Origin of the sequence: Flavobacterium ardleyense, from assembly GCF_033547075.1 — a bacterium.
GTDB lineage: Bacteria > Bacteroidota > Bacteroidia > Flavobacteriales > Flavobacteriaceae > Flavobacterium > Flavobacterium ardleyense_A.
The window spans coordinates 2,282,352-2,302,714 of record NZ_CP137891.1 but is presented as its reverse complement, the minus strand read 5'-3'; the positions used below and the strand labels follow the sequence as shown (position 1 = coordinate 2,302,714).

The 20,363-nt window shown below is 35.1% G+C and carries 23 protein-coding genes; 19 read left to right on the top strand and 4 right to left on the bottom strand.

Features of this window, described 5'->3' with window-relative positions:
* The first annotated feature begins 283 nt into the window (after nt 1–283).
* From SBO79_RS09965 to SBO79_RS09955, 3 genes are all read left to right on the top strand, one after another.
* A complete protein-coding gene (locus tag SBO79_RS09965; RefSeq protein ID WP_318640243.1) occupies nt 284–871 on the top strand; it encodes a hypothetical protein in 588 nt (195 codons plus the stop codon).
* Nucleotides 872–1,115: 244 nt separating this feature from the next.
* Complete coding sequence (locus tag SBO79_RS09960; protein ID WP_318640242.1) at nt 1,116–2,087, top strand: tetratricopeptide repeat protein; 972 nt, start codon at nt 1,116–1,118, stop codon at nt 2,085–2,087.
* A 559-nt stretch (nt 2,088–2,646) separates the two neighbouring features.
* Nucleotides 2,647–4,044 carry an MFS transporter gene (locus tag SBO79_RS09955; RefSeq protein WP_318640241.1) on the top strand — a complete coding sequence of 466 codons (1,398 nt, stop codon included), beginning with the start codon at nt 2,647–2,649 and terminating at the stop codon, nt 4,042–4,044.
* Between the two features lie 57 nt (nt 4,045–4,101).
* On the opposite strand, the gene SBO79_RS09950 is transcribed toward SBO79_RS09955, so the two are convergent.
* Nucleotides 4,102–4,509 (bottom strand): SPFH domain-containing protein, encoded by a 408-nt coding sequence (locus SBO79_RS09950; RefSeq protein WP_318640240.1) that lies wholly within the window; start codon nt 4,507–4,509, stop codon nt 4,102–4,104.
* Nucleotides 4,510–4,949: 440 nt separating this feature from the next.
* On the opposite strand from SBO79_RS09950, the gene SBO79_RS09945 reads away from it, so the two are divergent.
* The 3 genes from SBO79_RS09945 to SBO79_RS09935 all read left to right on the top strand — a co-directional run bounded on the left by SBO79_RS09945 (nt 4,950) and on the right by SBO79_RS09935 (nt 7,005).
* Nucleotides 4,950–5,993 (top strand): tyrosine-type recombinase/integrase, encoded by a 1,044-nt coding sequence (locus SBO79_RS09945; RefSeq protein WP_318640239.1) that lies wholly within the window; start codon nt 4,950–4,952, stop codon nt 5,991–5,993.
* A 40-nt stretch (nt 5,994–6,033) separates the two neighbouring features.
* Complete coding sequence (locus SBO79_RS09940) at nt 6,034–6,249, top strand: hypothetical protein (RefSeq protein ID WP_318640238.1); 216 nt, start codon at nt 6,034–6,036, stop codon at nt 6,247–6,249.
* 306 nt (nt 6,250–6,555) lie between these two features.
* Nucleotides 6,556–7,005, top strand: coding sequence for a hypothetical protein (locus SBO79_RS09935; protein WP_318640237.1), 450 nt, complete (start codon nt 6,556–6,558; stop codon nt 7,003–7,005).
* 112 nt (nt 7,006–7,117) lie between these two features.
* Here the strand turns inward: SBO79_RS09935 and SBO79_RS09930 are convergent, their stop codons facing one another.
* Complete coding sequence (locus SBO79_RS09930) at nt 7,118–7,252, bottom strand: hypothetical protein (protein ID WP_318640252.1); 135 nt, start codon at nt 7,250–7,252, stop codon at nt 7,118–7,120.
* A 312-nt stretch (nt 7,253–7,564) separates the two neighbouring features.
* On the opposite strand from SBO79_RS09930, the gene SBO79_RS09925 reads away from it, so the two are divergent.
* Both SBO79_RS09925 and SBO79_RS09920 read left to right on the top strand, forming a co-directional pair.
* Nucleotides 7,565–8,182, top strand: coding sequence for a YoaK family protein (locus SBO79_RS09925; RefSeq protein WP_318640251.1), 618 nt, complete (start codon nt 7,565–7,567; stop codon nt 8,180–8,182).
* 414 nt (nt 8,183–8,596) lie between these two features.
* Nucleotides 8,597–8,935: a cupin domain-containing protein gene (locus tag SBO79_RS09920; RefSeq protein WP_318640250.1), complete on the top strand. Its 339-nt coding sequence runs from the start codon at nt 8,597–8,599 to the stop codon at nt 8,933–8,935.
* 92 nt (nt 8,936–9,027) lie between these two features.
* Here SBO79_RS09920 and SBO79_RS09915 read toward each other — a convergent pair whose 3' ends face one another.
* On the bottom strand, nt 9,028–9,486 hold the full coding sequence (locus SBO79_RS09915; protein ID WP_318640249.1) for a hypothetical protein: 459 nt from the start codon (nt 9,484–9,486) through the stop codon (nt 9,028–9,030).
* A 502-nt stretch (nt 9,487–9,988) separates the two neighbouring features.
* Between SBO79_RS09915 and SBO79_RS09910 the strand changes: the two genes are divergently transcribed.
* The 8 genes from SBO79_RS09910 to SBO79_RS09875 all read left to right on the top strand — a co-directional run bounded on the left by SBO79_RS09910 (nt 9,989) and on the right by SBO79_RS09875 (nt 17,203).
* Nucleotides 9,989–10,315 carry a hypothetical protein gene (locus SBO79_RS09910; protein WP_318640248.1) on the top strand — a complete coding sequence of 109 codons (327 nt, stop codon included), beginning with the start codon at nt 9,989–9,991 and terminating at the stop codon, nt 10,313–10,315.
* Between the two features lie 250 nt (nt 10,316–10,565).
* Nucleotides 10,566–11,114, top strand: a complete 549-nt coding sequence (locus tag SBO79_RS09905; RefSeq protein WP_318640247.1) for a hypothetical protein — start codon at nt 10,566–10,568, stop codon at nt 11,112–11,114.
* A 281-nt stretch (nt 11,115–11,395) separates the two neighbouring features.
* Nucleotides 11,396–11,833, top strand: a complete 438-nt coding sequence (locus SBO79_RS09900) for a hypothetical protein (RefSeq protein ID WP_318640246.1) — start codon at nt 11,396–11,398, stop codon at nt 11,831–11,833.
* Nucleotides 11,834–11,853: 20 nt separating this feature from the next.
* Nucleotides 11,854–12,324: a hypothetical protein gene (locus tag SBO79_RS09895; protein WP_318640245.1), complete on the top strand. Its 471-nt coding sequence runs from the start codon at nt 11,854–11,856 to the stop codon at nt 12,322–12,324.
* Between the two features lie 280 nt (nt 12,325–12,604).
* Nucleotides 12,605–13,093 carry a CIA30 family protein gene (locus tag SBO79_RS09890; RefSeq protein WP_318640244.1) on the top strand — a complete coding sequence of 163 codons (489 nt, stop codon included), beginning with the start codon at nt 12,605–12,607 and terminating at the stop codon, nt 13,091–13,093.
* Nucleotides 13,094–13,442: 349 nt separating this feature from the next.
* Nucleotides 13,443–14,030, top strand: a complete 588-nt coding sequence (locus SBO79_RS09885) for a hypothetical protein (protein WP_318640243.1) — start codon at nt 13,443–13,445, stop codon at nt 14,028–14,030.
* A 244-nt stretch (nt 14,031–14,274) separates the two neighbouring features.
* Nucleotides 14,275–15,246: a tetratricopeptide repeat protein gene (locus tag SBO79_RS09880; RefSeq protein ID WP_318640242.1), complete on the top strand. Its 972-nt coding sequence runs from the start codon at nt 14,275–14,277 to the stop codon at nt 15,244–15,246.
* Nucleotides 15,247–15,805: 559 nt separating this feature from the next.
* Nucleotides 15,806–17,203, top strand: coding sequence for an MFS transporter (locus SBO79_RS09875; RefSeq protein WP_318640241.1), 1,398 nt, complete (start codon nt 15,806–15,808; stop codon nt 17,201–17,203).
* 57 nt (nt 17,204–17,260) lie between these two features.
* On the opposite strand, the gene SBO79_RS09870 is transcribed toward SBO79_RS09875, so the two are convergent.
* Entirely contained in the window at nt 17,261–17,668 is a 408-nt protein-coding gene (locus tag SBO79_RS09870) for an SPFH domain-containing protein (protein ID WP_318640240.1), read from the bottom strand.
* Between the two features lie 440 nt (nt 17,669–18,108).
* Between SBO79_RS09870 and SBO79_RS09865 the strand changes: the two genes are divergently transcribed.
* The 3 genes from SBO79_RS09865 to SBO79_RS09855 all read left to right on the top strand — a co-directional run bounded on the left by SBO79_RS09865 (nt 18,109) and on the right by SBO79_RS09855 (nt 20,164).
* A complete protein-coding gene (locus SBO79_RS09865; protein ID WP_318640239.1) occupies nt 18,109–19,152 on the top strand; it encodes a tyrosine-type recombinase/integrase in 1,044 nt (347 codons plus the stop codon).
* A 40-nt stretch (nt 19,153–19,192) separates the two neighbouring features.
* Nucleotides 19,193–19,408 (top strand): hypothetical protein, encoded by a 216-nt coding sequence (locus tag SBO79_RS09860; RefSeq protein ID WP_318640238.1) that lies wholly within the window; start codon nt 19,193–19,195, stop codon nt 19,406–19,408.
* Between the two features lie 306 nt (nt 19,409–19,714).
* A complete protein-coding gene (locus SBO79_RS09855; RefSeq protein WP_318640237.1) occupies nt 19,715–20,164 on the top strand; it encodes a hypothetical protein in 450 nt (149 codons plus the stop codon).
* The last annotated feature ends 199 nt before the right edge of the window (nt 20,165–20,363 follow it).

Below are 20,363 nucleotides of genomic sequence, written 5' to 3'. Positions count from 1 at the left end.
CCACTCTGCACTTACTCATCTAGTTTGAAATTTCTTTTCTCGATTAGAAATTTAAGCATTATAAATATTAGAAAATAAATTCTCGATTAATCTTTCCAATCCCAAAATGCTGTATTTTTAGCTAAAAAAATAGAAGGAAAATGGAAAATAAGATACGTGGATGTTAACTGGGCAATTTAAGATAAGAACTAAGTAAAAACCGCTTGTCGCGCAAGTTTGTCTTCCAATGAATATCTTTTAACAATCATTCGATTTAACTTTACTCTCAAGAACTTTCAAAAACATGAACTACCCAAATTCTGAAGTACTAAAACAATTTTCCAAATTGATGAACGGAAACTTTATCGAAAGAAGTTATTGGGAATCGGATAAAGTGAAAATACTTCATCGCAACCATCCAATCATATTTGATAATTACACTGAGTTTAGAACTTCTGGCGGTCAGAATTTTGAGCAAAAATATACAAGAGTGCTCTCTTCTTTTTCAAGCAATAGTGATTTTAGATTCGAAATCTATCCACAGAGTTTATTGGATTCGATTTCTAAGATTTTTGGCGCTCAAGATGTAAAAATTGGCGATAAGGAATTTGACCGTAAATTTATTATTAAATCCAATGACGAACTTAAAGTCAAATCATTTCTTAAAAATGATCCTGTAAAACTGCAAATTCTTGCTTTCAAAGATATCAACTTTCAAATTTCTGATCAGAAAGGAATTTGGGGTGAAAAACTTCCGGATGGGGAATTTGAGTTAAGCTTTTTTATAAATGGTTTGGTTGATCATACTGAAATACTGAAACAAATTCATAAATTATTCTGTGCTGCGCTAAACCGTCTAGAAGAAATGGATATTCTAAAAACAGCCAGCTAAAAATTTTTCCACATTTTTTCGAATATTGCACTTCGCACAGTGCTGCGGCGTTAAAGTACTCTATAGCGTGATTTTGCACTTGATCGCTATGTCTTGATTTTTTATTTTACAGTAATTTGGGCGTAGATAGAAGAATAGCATTTAATATATCTAAACGTATTTTCAAAAGCCTAAAAGTATATATTTGCGACTGTTTTTAATTAATCAAATTCAACTTATCGCAAGCCATTTGCTTCTCAAATTTATGAAAAACCTATTACTAGTACTTATATTCATTTTTTCTCTTTCTAGTTTTGCTCAATCATCTGCAGAATATTTTCAGAACGGAATTGATAAACACAATCAAAAAGATTATAAAAGTGCAATTGCTGAATATTCAAAAGCCATTAAAGAAGATAAAACTAACAAGGACGCTTACTTTAATAGAGGAAATTGCTCGCTGGCAGTTCAGGATTATAAATCGGCGATGGCAGATTTAAATAAGACCATCGAACTTGATTCAGAATATACCAAAGCCTACTACAGCCGAGCTACAATTTTTGTAAGTCAGGAGAAATATAAGCAAGCCCTACCCGATCTTGACAGAACAATTCAGCTTGATCCTACTACTTCCAATGCCTTAACCTTGCGCGGTCAACTTCGTGCACAACTCGGAAATAAGGAGGGCGCTTGTGAAGACTTTATGCAGGCAAAGCAAATTGGCGATGCTCAAGCAGATAAGTACTTATCACAATTTTGCGAAGACAAAAGTCTAGATGGAGAATATCTAAAACTAGATTGGCCAGACGAAGAGAAATGGAAAGTAGCGAGCAATCAAGAAGATAAAGAGGTCGTAATGATTGAATTAGTTCGTGGAAAAGAGACTTTGCAAGATTGGACCGAAATAGGAACGATGATGTCTATAAAAGGAGCTAAAAGTGTTCCGATGGATACGGTTATGACATTTATGATTAACCGCGCTAAAGAAGATTCTGCAAAAGCGAAGTTGACCTTTATCGAAAAAGATCAGTCTGCGGAATATCCTTGGATAATTTTCACCATCGAATCACCAAATTTCAAAAACGATAAAAATCCGGAATCTCAACTTTGGTATATTGTACAAGGAAAAAACGCATTGTACACCAACTTTAGAGCCGTAAAAGAAGCCAGTATTTCGCAAGCGCTAAAAGACAAATGGATTCCGTTTTTTAAAGGTGCGGAGGTTTTGTATAAATAATTAGCTGCAAGCCTTTAGCTATCAGCCTTTAGCTATCAGCCGCTAGCTTTGGTCAACGATATAATACTCATTTTTTAATATGATAGAACCCTTAAATATCGTACTATCGATATTTGAGGGTTTTCAAATTTCTAAATATAAATCCGAATTAAATACCTATCTGAAACAATAGCTCAATTCCGTCGCCCTGATGGGAACGGCATCCTTTTTTTAAATATTAAAAAATATTTAGAGGATTGCCACTCCCGATAAAAATCGGGATCGCAATGCCGGTGGACAGCAGACCCGAGCAAAGCGAACGGGCGAAGCAAAATAGCTCCAAGAAAAACCTATAATCTCAAATGAAGGGCAAGTCCCCTAGCCCTGATGGCAACGGCATCCTTTCCTGCCCTTTGTTTTGGGCAGGAAAGATACAGTGGACAGCAGGAAATAGCTCCAAATAATAAACATGATTTCAACGCAAATACCGCCTTTCCACCGCTTTCAAACTATTACTTCAAAATCCAGCTTATTTCTTTAAAACTGAGAAATATGATTGGACTTTTTATAATTTTGTAAGATGCAAAAGATCCAAACTTTAGAAACCACTAAGAAACTGCTGCCGTTAATTCTCGCCACTGCGATATTTATGCAGATGTTGGATTCTACAATTCTCAACACTTCGCTGCCGTCTATTGCGAGAGATCTAAATGAGTCGCCGCTCAATATGCAGAATGCGATTATTAGTTATGTGCTAACTTTGGCGGTTTTTATGCCCGCAAGTGGATTTCTAGCTGACCGCTTTGGAACTCGCAAAATCTTTATCGCCTCTCTAATACTCTTTAGCTTGGGATCGTTATTCTGTGCCGCCTCTCAAAATTTGACCCATCTGGTAATTTCCAGAGTGATTCAAGGAATTGGAGGAAGCTTGATGACGCCGGTTGGAAAATTGGCACTGATAAGGACTTTTGAAAAAAAAGAACTGGTAAAAGCGATGAATTATGCGATTATTCCCGCATTAATTGGGCCAGTATTAGGACCATTAGTGGGAGGCTATATGGTAGATTACCTCTCTTGGCACTGGATTTTCCTGATTAATATTCCAATTGGAATTCTGGGAATTGTTCTGGGAATAAAATATATGCCCGACTACAAATCCAAAATTGTGAATTTTGATATGAAGGGATTTATGATTTTTGCGGGAGCTTCACTCCTACTTTCCATCGCACTAGAACTTTTTGGAAATACTAAAAATATCACCCCAGTTTTAATATTCTTCATCTTAGGATTTCTGTTTTTGTACTATTATTATAAGCATGCGCGCAAAGACAACAACCCGATTTTTCCGCTCAACTTATTTCAAGTGCGAACATTTCGGGTGGGCATTATCGGAAATCTCGCGACACGATTAGGAATTAGTGCGGTGCCGCTGTTATTACCATTAATGATTCAGGTCGCTTTTAAGCAATCTGCAGTGACTTCGGGATGGATGATTGCCCCGATGGCGCTCACGGCAATGTTCGCGAAATCCTACGTGATAAAAATACTGAACAAATTTGGTTACAGAAAAACCTTGATGGTCAATACTTTTATCATCGGAACTTTAATTTGTTGCCTCGCAATCCCCGACATCAACAGTTCATTGCTGTGGTTTATTCCGATAATTGCGGTTTTAGGCTTCTTCAACTCAATTCAGTTTACCTCGATGAATGCCATTTCGATTGCTGATCTTCGAAATTTCCAAACCAGCAGCGGAAACTCTTTAGTATCGGTCAATCAACAATTGGCGGTCGGTTTCGGTATCGCTTTTGGTCTGATAGTTCTAAAATTCTTTGAAAACAACCAGGAGCTTATTCACAACGAAACTCATAATGCCTTCCGCCTCACATTTCTTAGTGTAGGAATGCTAACCATATTATCCGGCTTTATTTTCAGGAAATTTCACGTTTCTGATGGCGAAAATCTAAAATCGCAATAGCCTACAAAAGCCTACAAATATTGTAGGCTTTTTTGTCTGTAGAACCATTTTGATGATTTATTTTCCCCTCGCTTCCAAGATTGGCAGATTTGCTTCTGTCGGGATATAAACTTTGCTGCCAGTGCTATTTTTGATGGCATCAATTTGCAGGTATTTCAGGTATTCGCTGTTTCCTTTTAGCGAGTTGCCAATGATCTCGTTGGCTTTTGCAATTCCGTAGGCGCGTTCGATTTCCGCTTGTGCTTCGGCTTTTGCGATTTTGATTCGGGCTTCTGCTTGCAACGTGGCACTTTCATTTTCGGCTTTAGCAGTTTCAATTAAGGCTTTTCGGGAGCTTTCCGCCTCTACCAACACCGATTTTCCGTTGTTCTCGGCATCCTTAAATTTTTGAGCTCGGTTAAATTCCCAACAAGAAGTCAGTGAAAACGAAATTGCGAGCAGCACTAATAAACTTGAATTTTTCATAAATAAATTTTGAATCGTGCCTACTCTAGTCAGTTTTCGGCTTAGCCTGTATCATTTCGATAAAAATATATAAAGATTTTATACCGCCGCCAAAGATGCAAAAACTAACACAGATATGATAGTTCGCGATGCAAAAATTGTCGGTTAAGAGACGTTTAGGTATTAAAGATGCGTCGTTTTTTTTGGGCGCAACCAGAGCCATTGCTACAATCGAATTAAATCAGTTACTAGACATTCTCGTTTTTTAAGACCATTATTTTAGGCTCCGTTCGGGCTGTCCATTATATCTTTGCTGCCACAAATTGCTGTTTTCAATTTAGAAAATTTTGGTTGGCAGCAAAGGATGCCATTCCCATCCCTTGCGCAGGACTTCTGCTAAAAACAAAAAGTGATTTATAAAGAGATTTTGGTTAACTTTAAGTTCACAAAATCAGCTGATTATGGAATTTTCTGCCAAATTAATAACCCATCGAGGTGAGCGCCGAATTGCAGTTTTTTTTGAAAAGGACAAAAGACTGATTGCGCGAATCAAGGAATTTGACGACGCTCGTTGGAGTGCAGGAAAAGCAGTTTGGCATCTTCCCGATACAGTCGAAAATCGAAATATCTTTAAGATTATTCAGCATCAAGAAACCATTCCGTCATTGGAAGGCATTGAACAAATTTCCAAATTCAAACAGCACTTAGCTTCCAAACGGTATAGTGAGAATACGATAAAGACTTATTGCGATGCACTGCGATCATTTTTTGTTTTTTATAGGAACAAGCCTATTTCAGAAATTACGAATGAAGATGTGATAATTTACAACAATGATTTTATACTGAAGAATAAGTTTTCGGCCTCGTATCAGAACCAAATTGTGAATTCAGTTAGACTATACTTTGGAACTATTTTAGAAACAAAAATTGAAATTGACAAAATACACCGACCAAAAAGATCGAAGCTATTACCAAATGTATTGAGCAAAGAAGAGGTAAAAGTTATATTGACTGCACATACAAATATTAAACACAAAATGATGCTTAGTATGATTTACAGTTGTGGTTTGCGTTGCGGCGAACTTTTGGCATTAAAGCCAGTGCATATCGATAGCAAAAGAAATATCGTTATGCTTAAAAACTCAAAGGGCAATAAAGACCGAATTGTTCCGCTAAGTCCAAAAATATTGGAAATGCTTCGAGATTATTATTTAGTCTTCAAACCGCAAAACTTTTTATTTGAAGGAAGTATAGCAGGAACGCGCTATAGCGAAAAAAGTTTGCAGAGTGTCTTAAAACAAGCATTAAAAAAAGCATTTATAACCAAGCCAGTTACGTTACATTGGCTACGGCATAGTTACGCGACCCATCTTTTGGAGAGTGGAACCGATTTAAGATATATTCAGGAACTTTTGGGTCACAACAGCAGCAAGACGACCGAAATTTACACCCACGTGAGCACGAAAAGTATTCAGCAAATAAAAAGTCCATTTGACGATTTATAAAAAAAATTATCTATATTGCTCTTGTAAATAACACTGACGTTTGTCAGACATATACAGCCAGATTTGGGTTGATATAACTGACGTTGTTAGACATATAAACAAGTTGTGGGCAATTGAGCGCTCGAAACTTGATAAAAGGCTTAAAATTGAAAGTGGAATTCTGGCGATTAAAACGGAAAATAAAATACGTTTAATTTTTGGTCAAGCCTTGCAAGAAGATTTGCTGAAAATGTATTTTCAAAGCGAAGACGCTTAAAGGCTTGGCTAAGTTATAAGAAAAAAAACGAAAAGTCAATAGTTTTTTTCTTACAACTGTTTGAACGCCAAGATGCAGCTAATTTTAAGCTGAGATTTAAAAAAACGCTGCCTATCCCCCAGTAGGATAGGAATCATACTTTAAAATCGTTTATCTAACTTTCTCCCTGCCCAACTGTTCCTGTTATTCTTATCTTAGCAGACAAGATAACAGCCCACAACACACGATACATCCAATTGCCTGCCGCAGGCGCAACACAGGCAACTGTATATATCGTCAACCGTTACCAGCAATAATACAGAACTTATGTCTACAGAAGAACTTTTAGAGTATTTAAAAAAAGAAGTGCCAACCTTCACAGAATTAGAAATTGTGGAAAATGGAATAGCCTATCATTACACAAATCATTTTGATAAGATAGAGAAAGATGGGAAATTTTTAGGAGCAGAAATAAATTCTAATCTTGATAAAACTCAAAATACGCTTGTCTCAAAACCAGCAACTTTTGATCCGGGAGTTGTATTTGCTTATGAAAACTTAAGTGATGCTGAGGAAGAAGGATTTGATTGCGATATTATTGAAATTGAGTATAAAAAAGCAATTTTAGCAAATCATTCACAAGAAAACAGTTTTGACAGTATGACAAATCTACTTTTACAAAAACTTGGAGAATCTGAAGATTTGAATTCCGAAAATTTAAAAACAGTATTGATTTTAAATAATCAAATAATAAGTTATAAAAAAGTCGAAAGCTAAAATTACTGCTGGTAACAGCTAAGGCTTCGTTGGGCTTGAAAAGCCAACAATGAAGCCTTTGTTGAAAATGTTGCTGCCGTTCCTTTGCCGTAAGAAACCATATTTTTTCGAGTTATAACATCACTTCGATTAATGCCGCAGCCTTGACTTTGATTAAAACTTGATTCTGTAGTAATTTTGGCATTGGAGTTTCTTGTAGCTTTAATACTTCGGGACCGCCGGATTTGGTAATATGAATTGCTCTCATGTGGATGTTTTTATAGACTTTTAAGTAACAAAATATTCAGTAAAATTTTTATAATAAAAACTTAAGATTTTTATGAAAATGCACTACAAATTTTCTACATTTTCAACTTCTATAGTCAATCGAGTAGAGCAGTTTATTAGTAATCTCTTTAAAAATGCGTTTTTCAATATTCACGTTTAAAATTTTTACTTTCTCATAAAATTACAACTACCTTTACTTTAAGCAGAAAACATACTACTATTAATAGGAACACGTCGGGAATTTTTCCGCAAGTTTTTCGATAATAAAGTACTTATCAAATTTGCAGTTGAAATGTTTAGACATCAAGGAAAAAGCAGAACTTTAAAACATAACTTACAAATAGCCACCATACTCTCTTTTGTTGCAGGAATGGTAAATGTTGCGGGCTTTTTAGCTTTTAGACAGCTTACCACCAATGTTACGGGACATTTCGCGTTTTTTATTGGCGATGTTGCAGATTTTGAAATAGTAAAAGGTACAATTTTTTTCTTTTATATAATTTCATTTTTTGTGGGCTCGTTTTTGACTAGTTTTTTGATCGAGAATTACCGAGAAAGTAAAAAATTAAATGTCTTTGTACTACCAACTTTAATAGAAGTTTCTGTATTAATAGCGGTGGGAGTCGCTAGTAACTTTATGGTATTTAGGTATCCAAACTTAATTGTTTGCGCACTGCTTTTTGCAATGGGAGTTCAAAATTCGTTTGTTACGAAAATTTCTAGCGCCGTGGTAAGAACTACGCACCTCACGGGACTTTTCACTGATTTGGGGATAGATGTCTCGCACTTGATTTTTAGAAGATTGCATTTTAAAAGAGAAAAGATTAAAGCTAATATAAAACTCCGACTTTATATTATTTCATTCTTTTTTATGGGCGGAATTTTGGAAGATTTCTGTACGCAACCGTAAATTGGAAATTAAATACGTTACTAGTTGCATCAGCCATTTTACTTGTAAGTTTATTTTTTGATGATTTTCGTTATAAAATAATTAAGGCAAAAAGAAGATTTAGCCACCGGAACCAAATTGTCGGAAAGCGTAGTACAGCATAGCTAAAAACGTAAAGCAGCAGATAAATAAGTTAACCATTTTGGATATTGACAAGTGCCATAAACATTATAATCAAGCATGGATACAATTTAATACAATGTTAGTATCCCAGTCATGAGACTAACAACCCAAGCTAAACGATTGGACTAAGTAATAATTCTCTAACAATTGCGAATAAAAATACCGTATCTATGTTTATTGAAAAGACAAATTGTATCAAATATTAAGTAACTTGAAAAAATAAATTTTTTAATAATTAAATTATATAATTTTATGAAAACAGCATCTCTCAGAAAAGATTTAAATTACAACGAAGATAAGGTAGCGATTAGTGTGATGATGGAAACAGAAACCGCAAAGGAAATTCGTATCTTATTCAGAAAAGGCCAAACGATGAAAGAGCATAAAGCAGGATTTCCAATCACCGTAGAAGTGCATCATGGAACGATTGAATTTGGTGTAAATAGCGAGAAAATGACCCTAGAAGCAGGCGATTTAATCTCGTTGGAAGCAAATGTTCCACACGATCTATTGGCTCACGAGGATAGTATTGTTCGGCTCACTTTGTCAAAATTAGACAAAGTAGAAAGAGTTAAAAACGTAGTAGAATAAATTATCTATTATATAACTAAAAAAAAATCAGACGGTTAAGAGTCGTAACTTTGATAGTTAGAGAGTTCTTAATCGTCTGATTATTTTAGAAATTAATCATGCTTTTTGTGGTGCTTATCTTTTTTATGCGCTTTTTTATGCGCTTTTTTGTGTCCTTTATGTTTCCCATTATCGCCTTTTTGCATGAAAATGACGTTTCCAGGACCATAACTTTTAGCAACATATTTAGCCTTGTGCTTTTTGTGGTATTTGTATGGAGATTTTCCTTTATAATCGGTCAAAAATATTACTTTTCCGGTTTGGAGATTGTAATTTTGAAATTTTGCAGGAAGCTTTTCAGCTCTTACCCATCCTCCATTATTTAGATATATAAAACGTTCAGCCGGAAGGTCATAGTAAGCATCGACTTCAGGCAAATAATAGTATTGAGTCGCAACTCTTTCTGGCGGCGCCCAAACAGGAGCTTTTCCTAAATTTAAATTTACAGACACCTGTGCCTGTGTTGCTGAAATGAACAGAAGTCCAAATACTAATAATTTTAATGTTTTCATATAGCTTTTTTTTTAGATAAATAAATTTACCAGGTTAGAATTTGGAATAGTCAACTACCGTGCCATCATAAATTACATTTTCCCTAATTTTTTTCAGGAAACAGCTAGAATTTTTTCTTTTGTAATTAAATAGTTCGCAATAATCTCATATAATTTCTCGAATTACGCATCAAATAACGGTTTTTATGACTCCAATTTAGATGGACACGAAAATTTTGAAAGGCAGTCAATTTTAAATGGCAAAACCTTGGACAAACATCCAATTGAGATTTTTTGTAGCGGGGCAAAAGTCTAGTTAATTGCCAATGTGAAAAATGCCATTCATATCGCTCGTGCTTTTTTAGACAATAACACCAATTTTTTTTTTTAAAAATATGTGACATAAGCTAAAAATCTATCTCACTATTGACTATCTTTCCTATTAAATTATATTCTATAAACCAACTAGCTGCCATGATACTTTAACATTGATATATGAAATATAACTACTTATACTCTTTTATTGTTTTTTTTTTTCACAATCTCGATACTATCCGCACAGGATCTACCCAAAGACAGTATCGTTGGAAATGTCAAGTCGGTTCGTGAGAAGGTGATTTTCTTGACTGAAAAGGAGAATCCGCAAATGTTGTATGATAGTGATTATGGACATTCCGGATTTATGGGACCGAAAAGTACTGTAGCTAAATTTCTTACTCTTTGGTATTCGACACCTTATTCATATTTTATCAATTACGAACGCTTTTACCTTCCTAATAGAATAATTGACAGAGAAAATTGGTTTGGAAAAAAAGGAGAATTAATAAATTCCTACAGATATATTTTATGACAAGAAAAATCGATTAATCAGTAGAATCGACAGTACATCATATTCAATTAGCACCGAAAATCATTTTTATAGAGAGTATGGCGAAAATGACGAGCACCTTTTAGAAAATATTTTTTATCAATCATTAGCCTTCAATAATTTTGCACACATCTTTAAAGATTATAAAGATGGTAAATTAAGTAGAAGAAAAAATTTTGATGATGACGGAAGTGTCCGAGAAACTATTAACTATTACAATGCAGCAGGGAAATTGGATCATCAAATTTTAAAAGATCCAAGCACTTGGGTACAATTGGAAAATAATGGTCACTCTTATGGCGTTTATGATTCGATTGGTGTGGTTTACAAAAGTCTTCAAAATTTCTACGATTCAAAAAATAGACTGATCAAAACTCAGGAATATGCAATAGACGGCCAGAAGTATAGCAATGATATTGTTGAAGGAAACCAGAGAATTATGACTTATAAAGGAGATAATTTAGTTCGCATTTCGACAATAATGAGCAACCAAAAACCATACTATGATCATTTTGAGTACAATAAAGCCAATCAATTAACTGCTAAATATTGCTGCGACGAAGATATTTTTAAAGCGCAAAATATCGAAAAATACAAATACAAAAATGGCGTTGTAAGCGAACTATCATATACTAGACAAAATTATCACACTAAGAAGATGGAAAAATCTTATAGCTTATTTACTTATAAATACGATGCTCATCATAATTGGGTGGAAATTATAAAATCTGTTGATGGTGTAGCGCTATATAAATGGATTAGAGAAATTGAGTATTATTAAAAATCGCAGACATTATTTCGCAATAGTGAAATTTCCGATTATGCGGTTGACTTTGCTCATGTCTAAAATCCTACTTACTCAGCACCATTATCACTTTATTATTTAATAATTTTTAGAATTTTCATTGCAGGAAATACTATATGAACATTTATAAATAAGTATGTCAATACTTAGAAAACGAATTTAAACTGAAATAAATAATAAATTTACCACGCTGCCTTTACCAGAATTTTTTGCAAATTGCACAGTAAATATGGTTCACTAGCAATCTCCTTACTCATATGCGAAAAATAATCTCAAGATCTATCTTCATTGGCACTTCTCTCCTATTTATTTCTTGTAAAACCTATACAATTCCCATTGATAGCTTTAAAAATCAGATGGTAGTAGCTACGAATTCTAATATGAATGAGGTAAAAATAAACAATCCTTTATATTTTAAAAACATTAAATATTCTTCCAATAATATTAGTAAAATTGAGGTGATAGACAAAAGTGGAGAAAAAATGACGATTGCTAATTCTCCAGCAATTGAAATGCGGATGACTCATAAAAATGGGAAAAAGTACATTGTTTATTTTGATACAGTAATTTTGGAAAATGACACTTTAAAAGGAAGTCGATCCCGATTTATTCAGGGTCTAGACAGAACAATTCCAATTGCTAGCATCAGTAAAATTGAAATTCAAAATGGTGGAAAAAATTATAATTATAAATAATCAATTTAACTGACAAAATTATGTTTGAGCCAAAAAATATTCTCAATAAAATAAGCTACTTACAATATCCATTTATGCTGATAAGCGGTTATTATATTGTGCAACCGTACATCGTTGGATTTGACACAATTTGGGAAAATTACAATTTAGCATTATTGTTTATGGGTATCGCGATCAGTTTGTCGACTTTACAAGACACGACCAAAATGCAGAATGAGATGTCCAGAAAAATCTGGGAGGATCCAAAAAAAGGAAAACGGATGTTAATTGCACTGGCATTATTGGCGTTTGGTTGTATTGCGATTGGCATATTTGGCGCATCCGTTTCTACAAACAAAGCGCTGAAAGAGCTCTCTTATGGAATTATAGTTTTGGGCATTGGATTAATTGGAATGCTAAATACAGCAATGGATTTGTTTGATAATCATCGCCTAGATAAAAAAGCTACACCGAGCAACGAAAAAGCTTTCATTCAAGAACCTGATATTTAGTGTAATCAATCAGCAAAAATTATATGTAGAATTGCTGCTTTCTATATATGAGCATCCACTAGTAAAATATGTTATGCGTCATTGATAACTCGCGACTAATATATCTCAAGCTCATAGCACTATTAAAAACTGAACGCATTAAAAAGCACTAGAATCACCACTGAAGGTCGTATCAAACCTTCCAAATACTATTTTAAGACTTCTGCTTTCGCAAAATCAGTTACCTTAGAGCAACACTTTCAAAACGAAGGTCTTTTATCTCATTTATATCACTTAATATATGTCTACAATTATATACGATTTTCAGAAAGATTCAAACGCTGCCGATTGGCAAATTGTCAACGATGGTGTAATGGGCGGAATGTCGCAGGGAAAATTCAAAATTGATCGAGAAGGCAAAGGCGTTTTTTACGGCGATGTTTCTACAGAAAACAATGGCGGATTTTCGTCGATTCGGCATGAGTTTGCAACTTTGAAAGTTGATACCGATAGCAAAGTTATACTAACTTTAAAAGGTGATGGCAAAGACTATCAGTTCCGAATTAAAGACAAGCTAAGCAATTCGCACTCTTATATAACCACATTTTCAACCACCGGAGAGTGGCAAGAAATTGAAATTGCATTAGCCGATTTGCAACCCTCTTTTCGGGGGCAAAAGCTGAATATGCCAAATTTTGATAAGACTTTTTTTGAAGAAATTCGATTTTTGATAGGAAATAAAAAAGATGAAAGTTTTGAGTTGGTGATTGATACCATTGAACTTCGGTAATTCTCAGAAACTACTTATCAATATTTTGTATGCTTGTGTTGCCCCAGTAAAAATATAGAAATTGTACCACTCTGCACTTACTCATCTAGTTTGAAATTTCTTTTCTCGATTAGAAATTTAAGCATTATAAATATTAGAAAATAAATTCTCGATTAATCTTTCCAATCCCAAAATGCTGTATTTTTAGCTAAAAAAATAGAAGGAAAATGGAAAATAAGATACGTGGATGTTAACTGGGCAATTTAAGATAAGAACTAAGTAAAAACCGCTTGTCGCGCAAGTTTGTCTTCCAATGAATATCTTTTAACAATCATTCGATTTAACTTTACTCTCAAGAACTTTCAAAAACATGAACTACCCAAATTCTGAAGTACTAAAACAATTTTCCAAATTGATGAACGGAAACTTTATCGAAAGAAGTTATTGGGAATCGGATAAAGTGAAAATACTTCATCGCAACCATCCAATCATATTTGATAATTACACTGAGTTTAGAACTTCTGGCGGTCAGAATTTTGAGCAAAAATATACAAGAGTGCTCTCTTCTTTTTCAAGCAATAGTGATTTTAGATTCGAAATCTATCCACAGAGTTTATTGGATTCGATTTCTAAGATTTTTGGCGCTCAAGATGTAAAAATTGGCGATAAGGAATTTGACCGTAAATTTATTATTAAATCCAATGACGAACTTAAAGTCAAATCATTTCTTAAAAATGATCCTGTAAAACTGCAAATTCTTGCTTTCAAAGATATCAACTTTCAAATTTCTGATCAGAAAGGAATTTGGGGTGAAAAACTTCCGGATGGGGAATTTGAGTTAAGCTTTTTTATAAATGGTTTGGTTGATCATACTGAAATACTGAAACAAATTCATAAATTATTCTGTGCTGCGCTAAACCGTCTAGAAGAAATGGATATTCTAAAAACAGCCAGCTAAAAATTTTTCCACATTTTTTCGAATATTGCACTTCGCACAGTGCTGCGGCGTTAAAGTACTCTATAGCGTGATTTTGCACTTGATCGCTATGTCTTGATTTTTTATTTTACAGTAATTTGGGCGTAGATAGAAGAATAGCATTTAATATATCTAAACGTATTTTCAAAAGCCTAAAAGTATATATTTGCGACTGTTTTTAATTAATCAAATTCAACTTATCGCAAGCCATTTGCTTCTCAAATTTATGAAAAACCTATTACTAGTACTTATATTCATTTTTTCTCTTTCTAGTTTTGCTCAATCATCTGCAGAATATTTTCAGAACGGAATTGATAAACACAATCAAAAAGATTATAAAAGTGCAATTGCTGAATATTCAAAAGCCATTAAAGAAGATAAAACTAACAAGGACGCTTACTTTAATAGAGGAAATTGCTCGCTGGCAGTTCAGGATTATAAATCGGCGATGGCAGATTTAAATAAGACCATCGAACTTGATTCAGAATATACCAAAGCCTACTACAGCCGAGCTACAATTTTTGTAAGTCAGGAGAAATATAAGCAAGCCCTACCCGATCTTGACAGAACAATTCAGCTTGATCCTACTACTTCCAATGCCTTAACCTTGCGCGGTCAACTTCGTGCACAACTCGGAAATAAGGAGGGCGCTTGTGAAGACTTTATGCAGGCAAAGCAAATTGGCGATGCTCAAGCAGATAAGTACTTATCACAATTTTGCGAAGACAAAAGTCTAGATGGAGAATATCTAAAACTAGATTGGCCAGACGAAGAGAAATGGAAAGTAGCGAGCAATCAAGAAGATAAAGAGGTCGTAATGATTGAATTAGTTCGTGGAAAAGAGACTTTGCAAGATTGGACCGAAATAGGAACGATGATGTCTATAAAAGGAGCTAAAAGTGTTCCGATGGATACGGTTATGACATTTATGATTAACCGCGCTAAAGAAGATTCTGCAAAAGCGAAGTTGACCTTTATCGAAAAAGATCAGTCTGCGGAATATCCTTGGATAATTTTCACCATCGAATCACCAAATTTCAAAAACGATAAAAATCCGGAATCTCAACTTTGGTATATTGTACAAGGAAAAAACGCATTGTACACCAACTTTAGAGCCGTAAAAGAAGCCAGTATTTCGCAAGCGCTAAAAGACAAATGGATTCCGTTTTTTAAAGGTGCGGAGGTTTTGTATAAATAATTAGCTGCAAGCCTTTAGCTATCAGCCTTTAGCTATCAGCCGCTAGCTTTGGTCAACGATATAATACTCATTTTTTAATATGATAGAACCCTTAAATATCGTACTATCGATATTTGAGGGTTTTCAAATTTCTAAATATAAATCCGAATTAAATACCTATCTGAAACAATAGCTCAATTCCGTCGCCCTGATGGGAACGGCATCCTTTTTTTAAATATTAAAAAATATTTAGAGGATTGCCACTCCCGATAAAAATCGGGATCGCAATGCCGGTGGACAGCAGACCCGAGCAAAGCGAACGGGCGAAGCAAAATAGCTCCAAGAAAAACCTATAATCTCAAATGAAGGGCAAGTCCCCTAGCCCTGATGGCAACGGCATCCTTTCCTGCCCTTTGTTTTGGGCAGGAAAGATACAGTGGACAGCAGGAAATAGCTCCAAATAATAAACATGATTTCAACGCAAATACCGCCTTTCCACCGCTTTCAAACTATTACTTCAAAATCCAGCTTATTTCTTTAAAACTGAGAAATATGATTGGACTTTTTATAATTTTGTAAGATGCAAAAGATCCAAACTTTAGAAACCACTAAGAAACTGCTGCCGTTAATTCTCGCCACTGCGATATTTATGCAGATGTTGGATTCTACAATTCTCAACACTTCGCTGCCGTCTATTGCGAGAGATCTAAATGAGTCGCCGCTCAATATGCAGAATGCGATTATTAGTTATGTGCTAACTTTGGCGGTTTTTATGCCCGCAAGTGGATTTCTAGCTGACCGCTTTGGAACTCGCAAAATCTTTATCGCCTCTCTAATACTCTTTAGCTTGGGATCGTTATTCTGTGCCGCCTCTCAAAATTTGACCCATCTGGTAATTTCCAGAGTGATTCAAGGAATTGGAGGAAGCTTGATGACGCCGGTTGGAAAATTGGCACTGATAAGGACTTTTGAAAAAAAAGAACTGGTAAAAGCGATGAATTATGCGATTATTCCCGCATTAATTGGGCCAGTATTAGGACCATTAGTGGGAGGCTATATGGTAGATTACCTCTCTTGGCACTGGATTTTCCTGATTAATATTCCAATTGGAATTCTGGGAATTGTTCTGGGAATAAAATATATGCCCGACTACAAATCCAAAATTGTGAATTTTGATATGAAGGGATTTATGATTTTTGCGGGAGCTTCACTCCTACTTTCCATCGCACTAGAACTTTTTGGAAATACTAAAAATATCACCCCAGTTTTAATATTCTTCATCTTAGGATTTCTGTTTTTGTACTATTATTATAAGCATGCGCGCAAAGACAACAACCCGATTTTTCCGCTCAACTTATTTCAAGTGCGAACATTTCGGGTGGGCATTATCGGAAATCTCGCGACACGATTAGGAATTAGTGCGGTGCCGCTGTTATTACCATTAATGATTCAGGTCGCTTTTAAGCAATCTGCAGTGACTTCGGGATGGATGATTGCCCCGATGGCGCTCACGGCAATGTTCGCGAAATCCTACGTGATAAAAATACTGAACAAATTTGGTTACAGAAAAACCTTGATGGTCAATACTTTTATCATCGGAACTTTAATTTGTTGCCTCGCAATCCCCGACATCAACAGTTCATTGCTGTGGTTTATTCCGATAATTGCGGTTTTAGGCTTCTTCAACTCAATTCAGTTTACCTCGATGAATGCCATTTCGATTGCTGATCTTCGAAATTTCCAAACCAGCAGCGGAAACTCTTTAGTATCGGTCAATCAACAATTGGCGGTCGGTTTCGGTATCGCTTTTGGTCTGATAGTTCTAAAATTCTTTGAAAACAACCAGGAGCTTATTCACAACGAAACTCATAATGCCTTCCGCCTCACATTTCTTAGTGTAGGAATGCTAACCATATTATCCGGCTTTATTTTCAGGAAATTTCACGTTTCTGATGGCGAAAATCTAAAATCGCAATAGCCTACAAAAGCCTACAAATATTGTAGGCTTTTTTGTCTGTAGAACCATTTTGATGATTTATTTTCCCCTCGCTTCCAAGATTGGCAGATTTGCTTCTGTCGGGATATAAACTTTGCTGCCAGTGCTATTTTTGATGGCATCAATTTGCAGGTATTTCAGGTATTCGCTGTTTCCTTTTAGCGAGTTGCCAATGATCTCGTTGGCTTTTGCAATTCCGTAGGCGCGTTCGATTTCCGCTTGTGCTTCGGCTTTTGCGATTTTGATTCGGGCTTCTGCTTGCAACGTGGCACTTTCATTTTCGGCTTTAGCAGTTTCAATTAAGGCTTTTCGGGAGCTTTCCGCCTCTACCAACACCGATTTTCCGTTGTTCTCGGCATCCTTAAATTTTTGAGCTCGGTTAAATTCCCAACAAGAAGTCAGTGAAAACGAAATTGCGAGCAGCACTAATAAACTTGAATTTTTCATAAATAAATTTTGAATCGTGCCTACTCTAGTCAGTTTTCGGCTTAGCCTGTATCATTTCGATAAAAATATATAAAGATTTTATACCGCCGCCAAAGATGCAAAAACTAACACAGATATGATAGTTCGCGATGCAAAAATTGTCGGTTAAGAGACGTTTAGGTATTAAAGATGCGTCGTTTTTTTTGGGCGCAACCAGAGCCATTGCTACAATCGAATTAAATCAGTTACTAGACATTCTCGTTTTTTAAGACCATTATTTTAGGCTCCGTTCGGGCTGTCCATTATATCTTTGCTGCCACAAATTGCTGTTTTCAATTTAGAAAATTTTGGTTGGCAGCAAAGGATGCCATTCCCATCCCTTGCGCAGGACTTCTGCTAAAAACAAAAAGTGATTTATAAAGAGATTTTGGTTAACTTTAAGTTCACAAAATCAGCTGATTATGGAATTTTCTGCCAAATTAATAACCCATCGAGGTGAGCGCCGAATTGCAGTTTTTTTTGAAAAGGACAAAAGACTGATTGCGCGAATCAAGGAATTTGACGACGCTCGTTGGAGTGCAGGAAAAGCAGTTTGGCATCTTCCCGATACAGTCGAAAATCGAAATATCTTTAAGATTATTCAGCATCAAGAAACCATTCCGTCATTGGAAGGCATTGAACAAATTTCCAAATTCAAACAGCACTTAGCTTCCAAACGGTATAGTGAGAATACGATAAAGACTTATTGCGATGCACTGCGATCATTTTTTGTTTTTTATAGGAACAAGCCTATTTCAGAAATTACGAATGAAGATGTGATAATTTACAACAATGATTTTATACTGAAGAATAAGTTTTCGGCCTCGTATCAGAACCAAATTGTGAATTCAGTTAGACTATACTTTGGAACTATTTTAGAAACAAAAATTGAAATTGACAAAATACACCGACCAAAAAGATCGAAGCTATTACCAAATGTATTGAGCAAAGAAGAGGTAAAAGTTATATTGACTGCACATACAAATATTAAACACAAAATGATGCTTAGTATGATTTACAGTTGTGGTTTGCGTTGCGGCGAACTTTTGGCATTAAAGCCAGTGCATATCGATAGCAAAAGAAATATCGTTATGCTTAAAAACTCAAAGGGCAATAAAGACCGAATTGTTCCGCTAAGTCCAAAAATATTGGAAATGCTTCGAGATTATTATTTAGTCTTCAAACCGCAAAACTTTTTATTTGAAGGAAGTATAGCAGGAACGCGCTATAGCGAAAAAAGTTTGCAGAGTGTCTTAAAACAAGCATTAAAAAAAGCATTTATAACCAAGCCAGTTACGTTACATTGGCTACGGCATAGTTACGCGACCCATCTTTTGGAGAGTGGAACCGATTTAAGATATATTCAGGAACTTTTGGGTCACAACAGCAGCAAGACGACCGAAATTTACACCCACGTGAGCACGAAAAGTATTCAGCAAATAAAAAGTCCATTTGACGATTTATAAAAAAAATTATCTATATTGCTCTTGTAAATAACACTGACGTTTGTCAGACATATACAGCCAGATTTGGGTTGATATAACTGACGTTGTTAGACATATAAACAAGTTGTGGGCAATTGAGCGCTCGAAACTTGATAAAAGGCTTAAAATTGAAAGTGGAATTCTGGCGATTAAAACGGAAAATAAAATACGTTTAATTTTTGGTCAAGCCTTGCAAGAAGATTTGCTGAAAATGTATTTTCAAAGCGAAGACGCTTAAAGGCTTGGCTAAGTTATAAGAAAAAAAACGAAAAGTCAATAGTTTTTTTCTTACAACTGTTTGAACGCCAAGATGCAGCTAATTTTAAGCTGAGATTTAAAAAAACGCTGCCTATCCCCCAGTAGGATAGGAATCATACTTTAAAATCGTTTATCTAACTTTCTCCCTGCCCAACTGTTCCTGTTATTCTTATCTTAGCAGACAAGATAACAGCCCACAACACACGATACATCCAATTGCCTGCCGCAGGCGCAACACAGGCAACTGTATATATCGTCAACCGTTACCAGCAATAATACAGAACTTATGTCTACAGAAGAACTTTTAGAGTATTTAAAAAAAGAAGTGCCAACCTTCACAGAATTAGAAATTGTGGAAAATGGAATAGCCTATCATTACACAAATCATTTTGATAAGATAGAGAAAGATGGGAAATTTTTAGGAGCAGAAATAAATTCTAATCTTGATAAAACTCAAAATACGCTTGTCTCAAAACCAGCAACTTTTGATCCGGGAGTTGTATTTGCTTATGAAAACTTAAGTGATGCTGAGGAAGAAGGATTTGATTGCGATATTATTGAAATTGAGTATAAAAAAGCAATTTTAGCAAATCATTCACAAGAAAACAGTTTTGACAGTATGACAAATCTACTTTTACAAAAACTTGGAGAATCTGAAGATTTGAATTCCGAAAATTTAAAAACAGTATTGATTTTAAATAATCAAATAATAAGTTATAAAAAAGTCGAAAGCTAAAATTACTGCTGGTAACAGCTAAGGCTTCGTTGGGCTTGAAAAGCCAACAATGAAGCCTTTGTTGAACGGAACCGGTTGAGATTCCATCCCTATGGAGTTATCGTAAAAGAGTTATGAGGATATCGAGAGGATTAGTAGTCCTCTTTTTTTATGGAGTAAAATAATCGAGAGTTTTGGAGTGTTTCTCTTCACTTTGGTG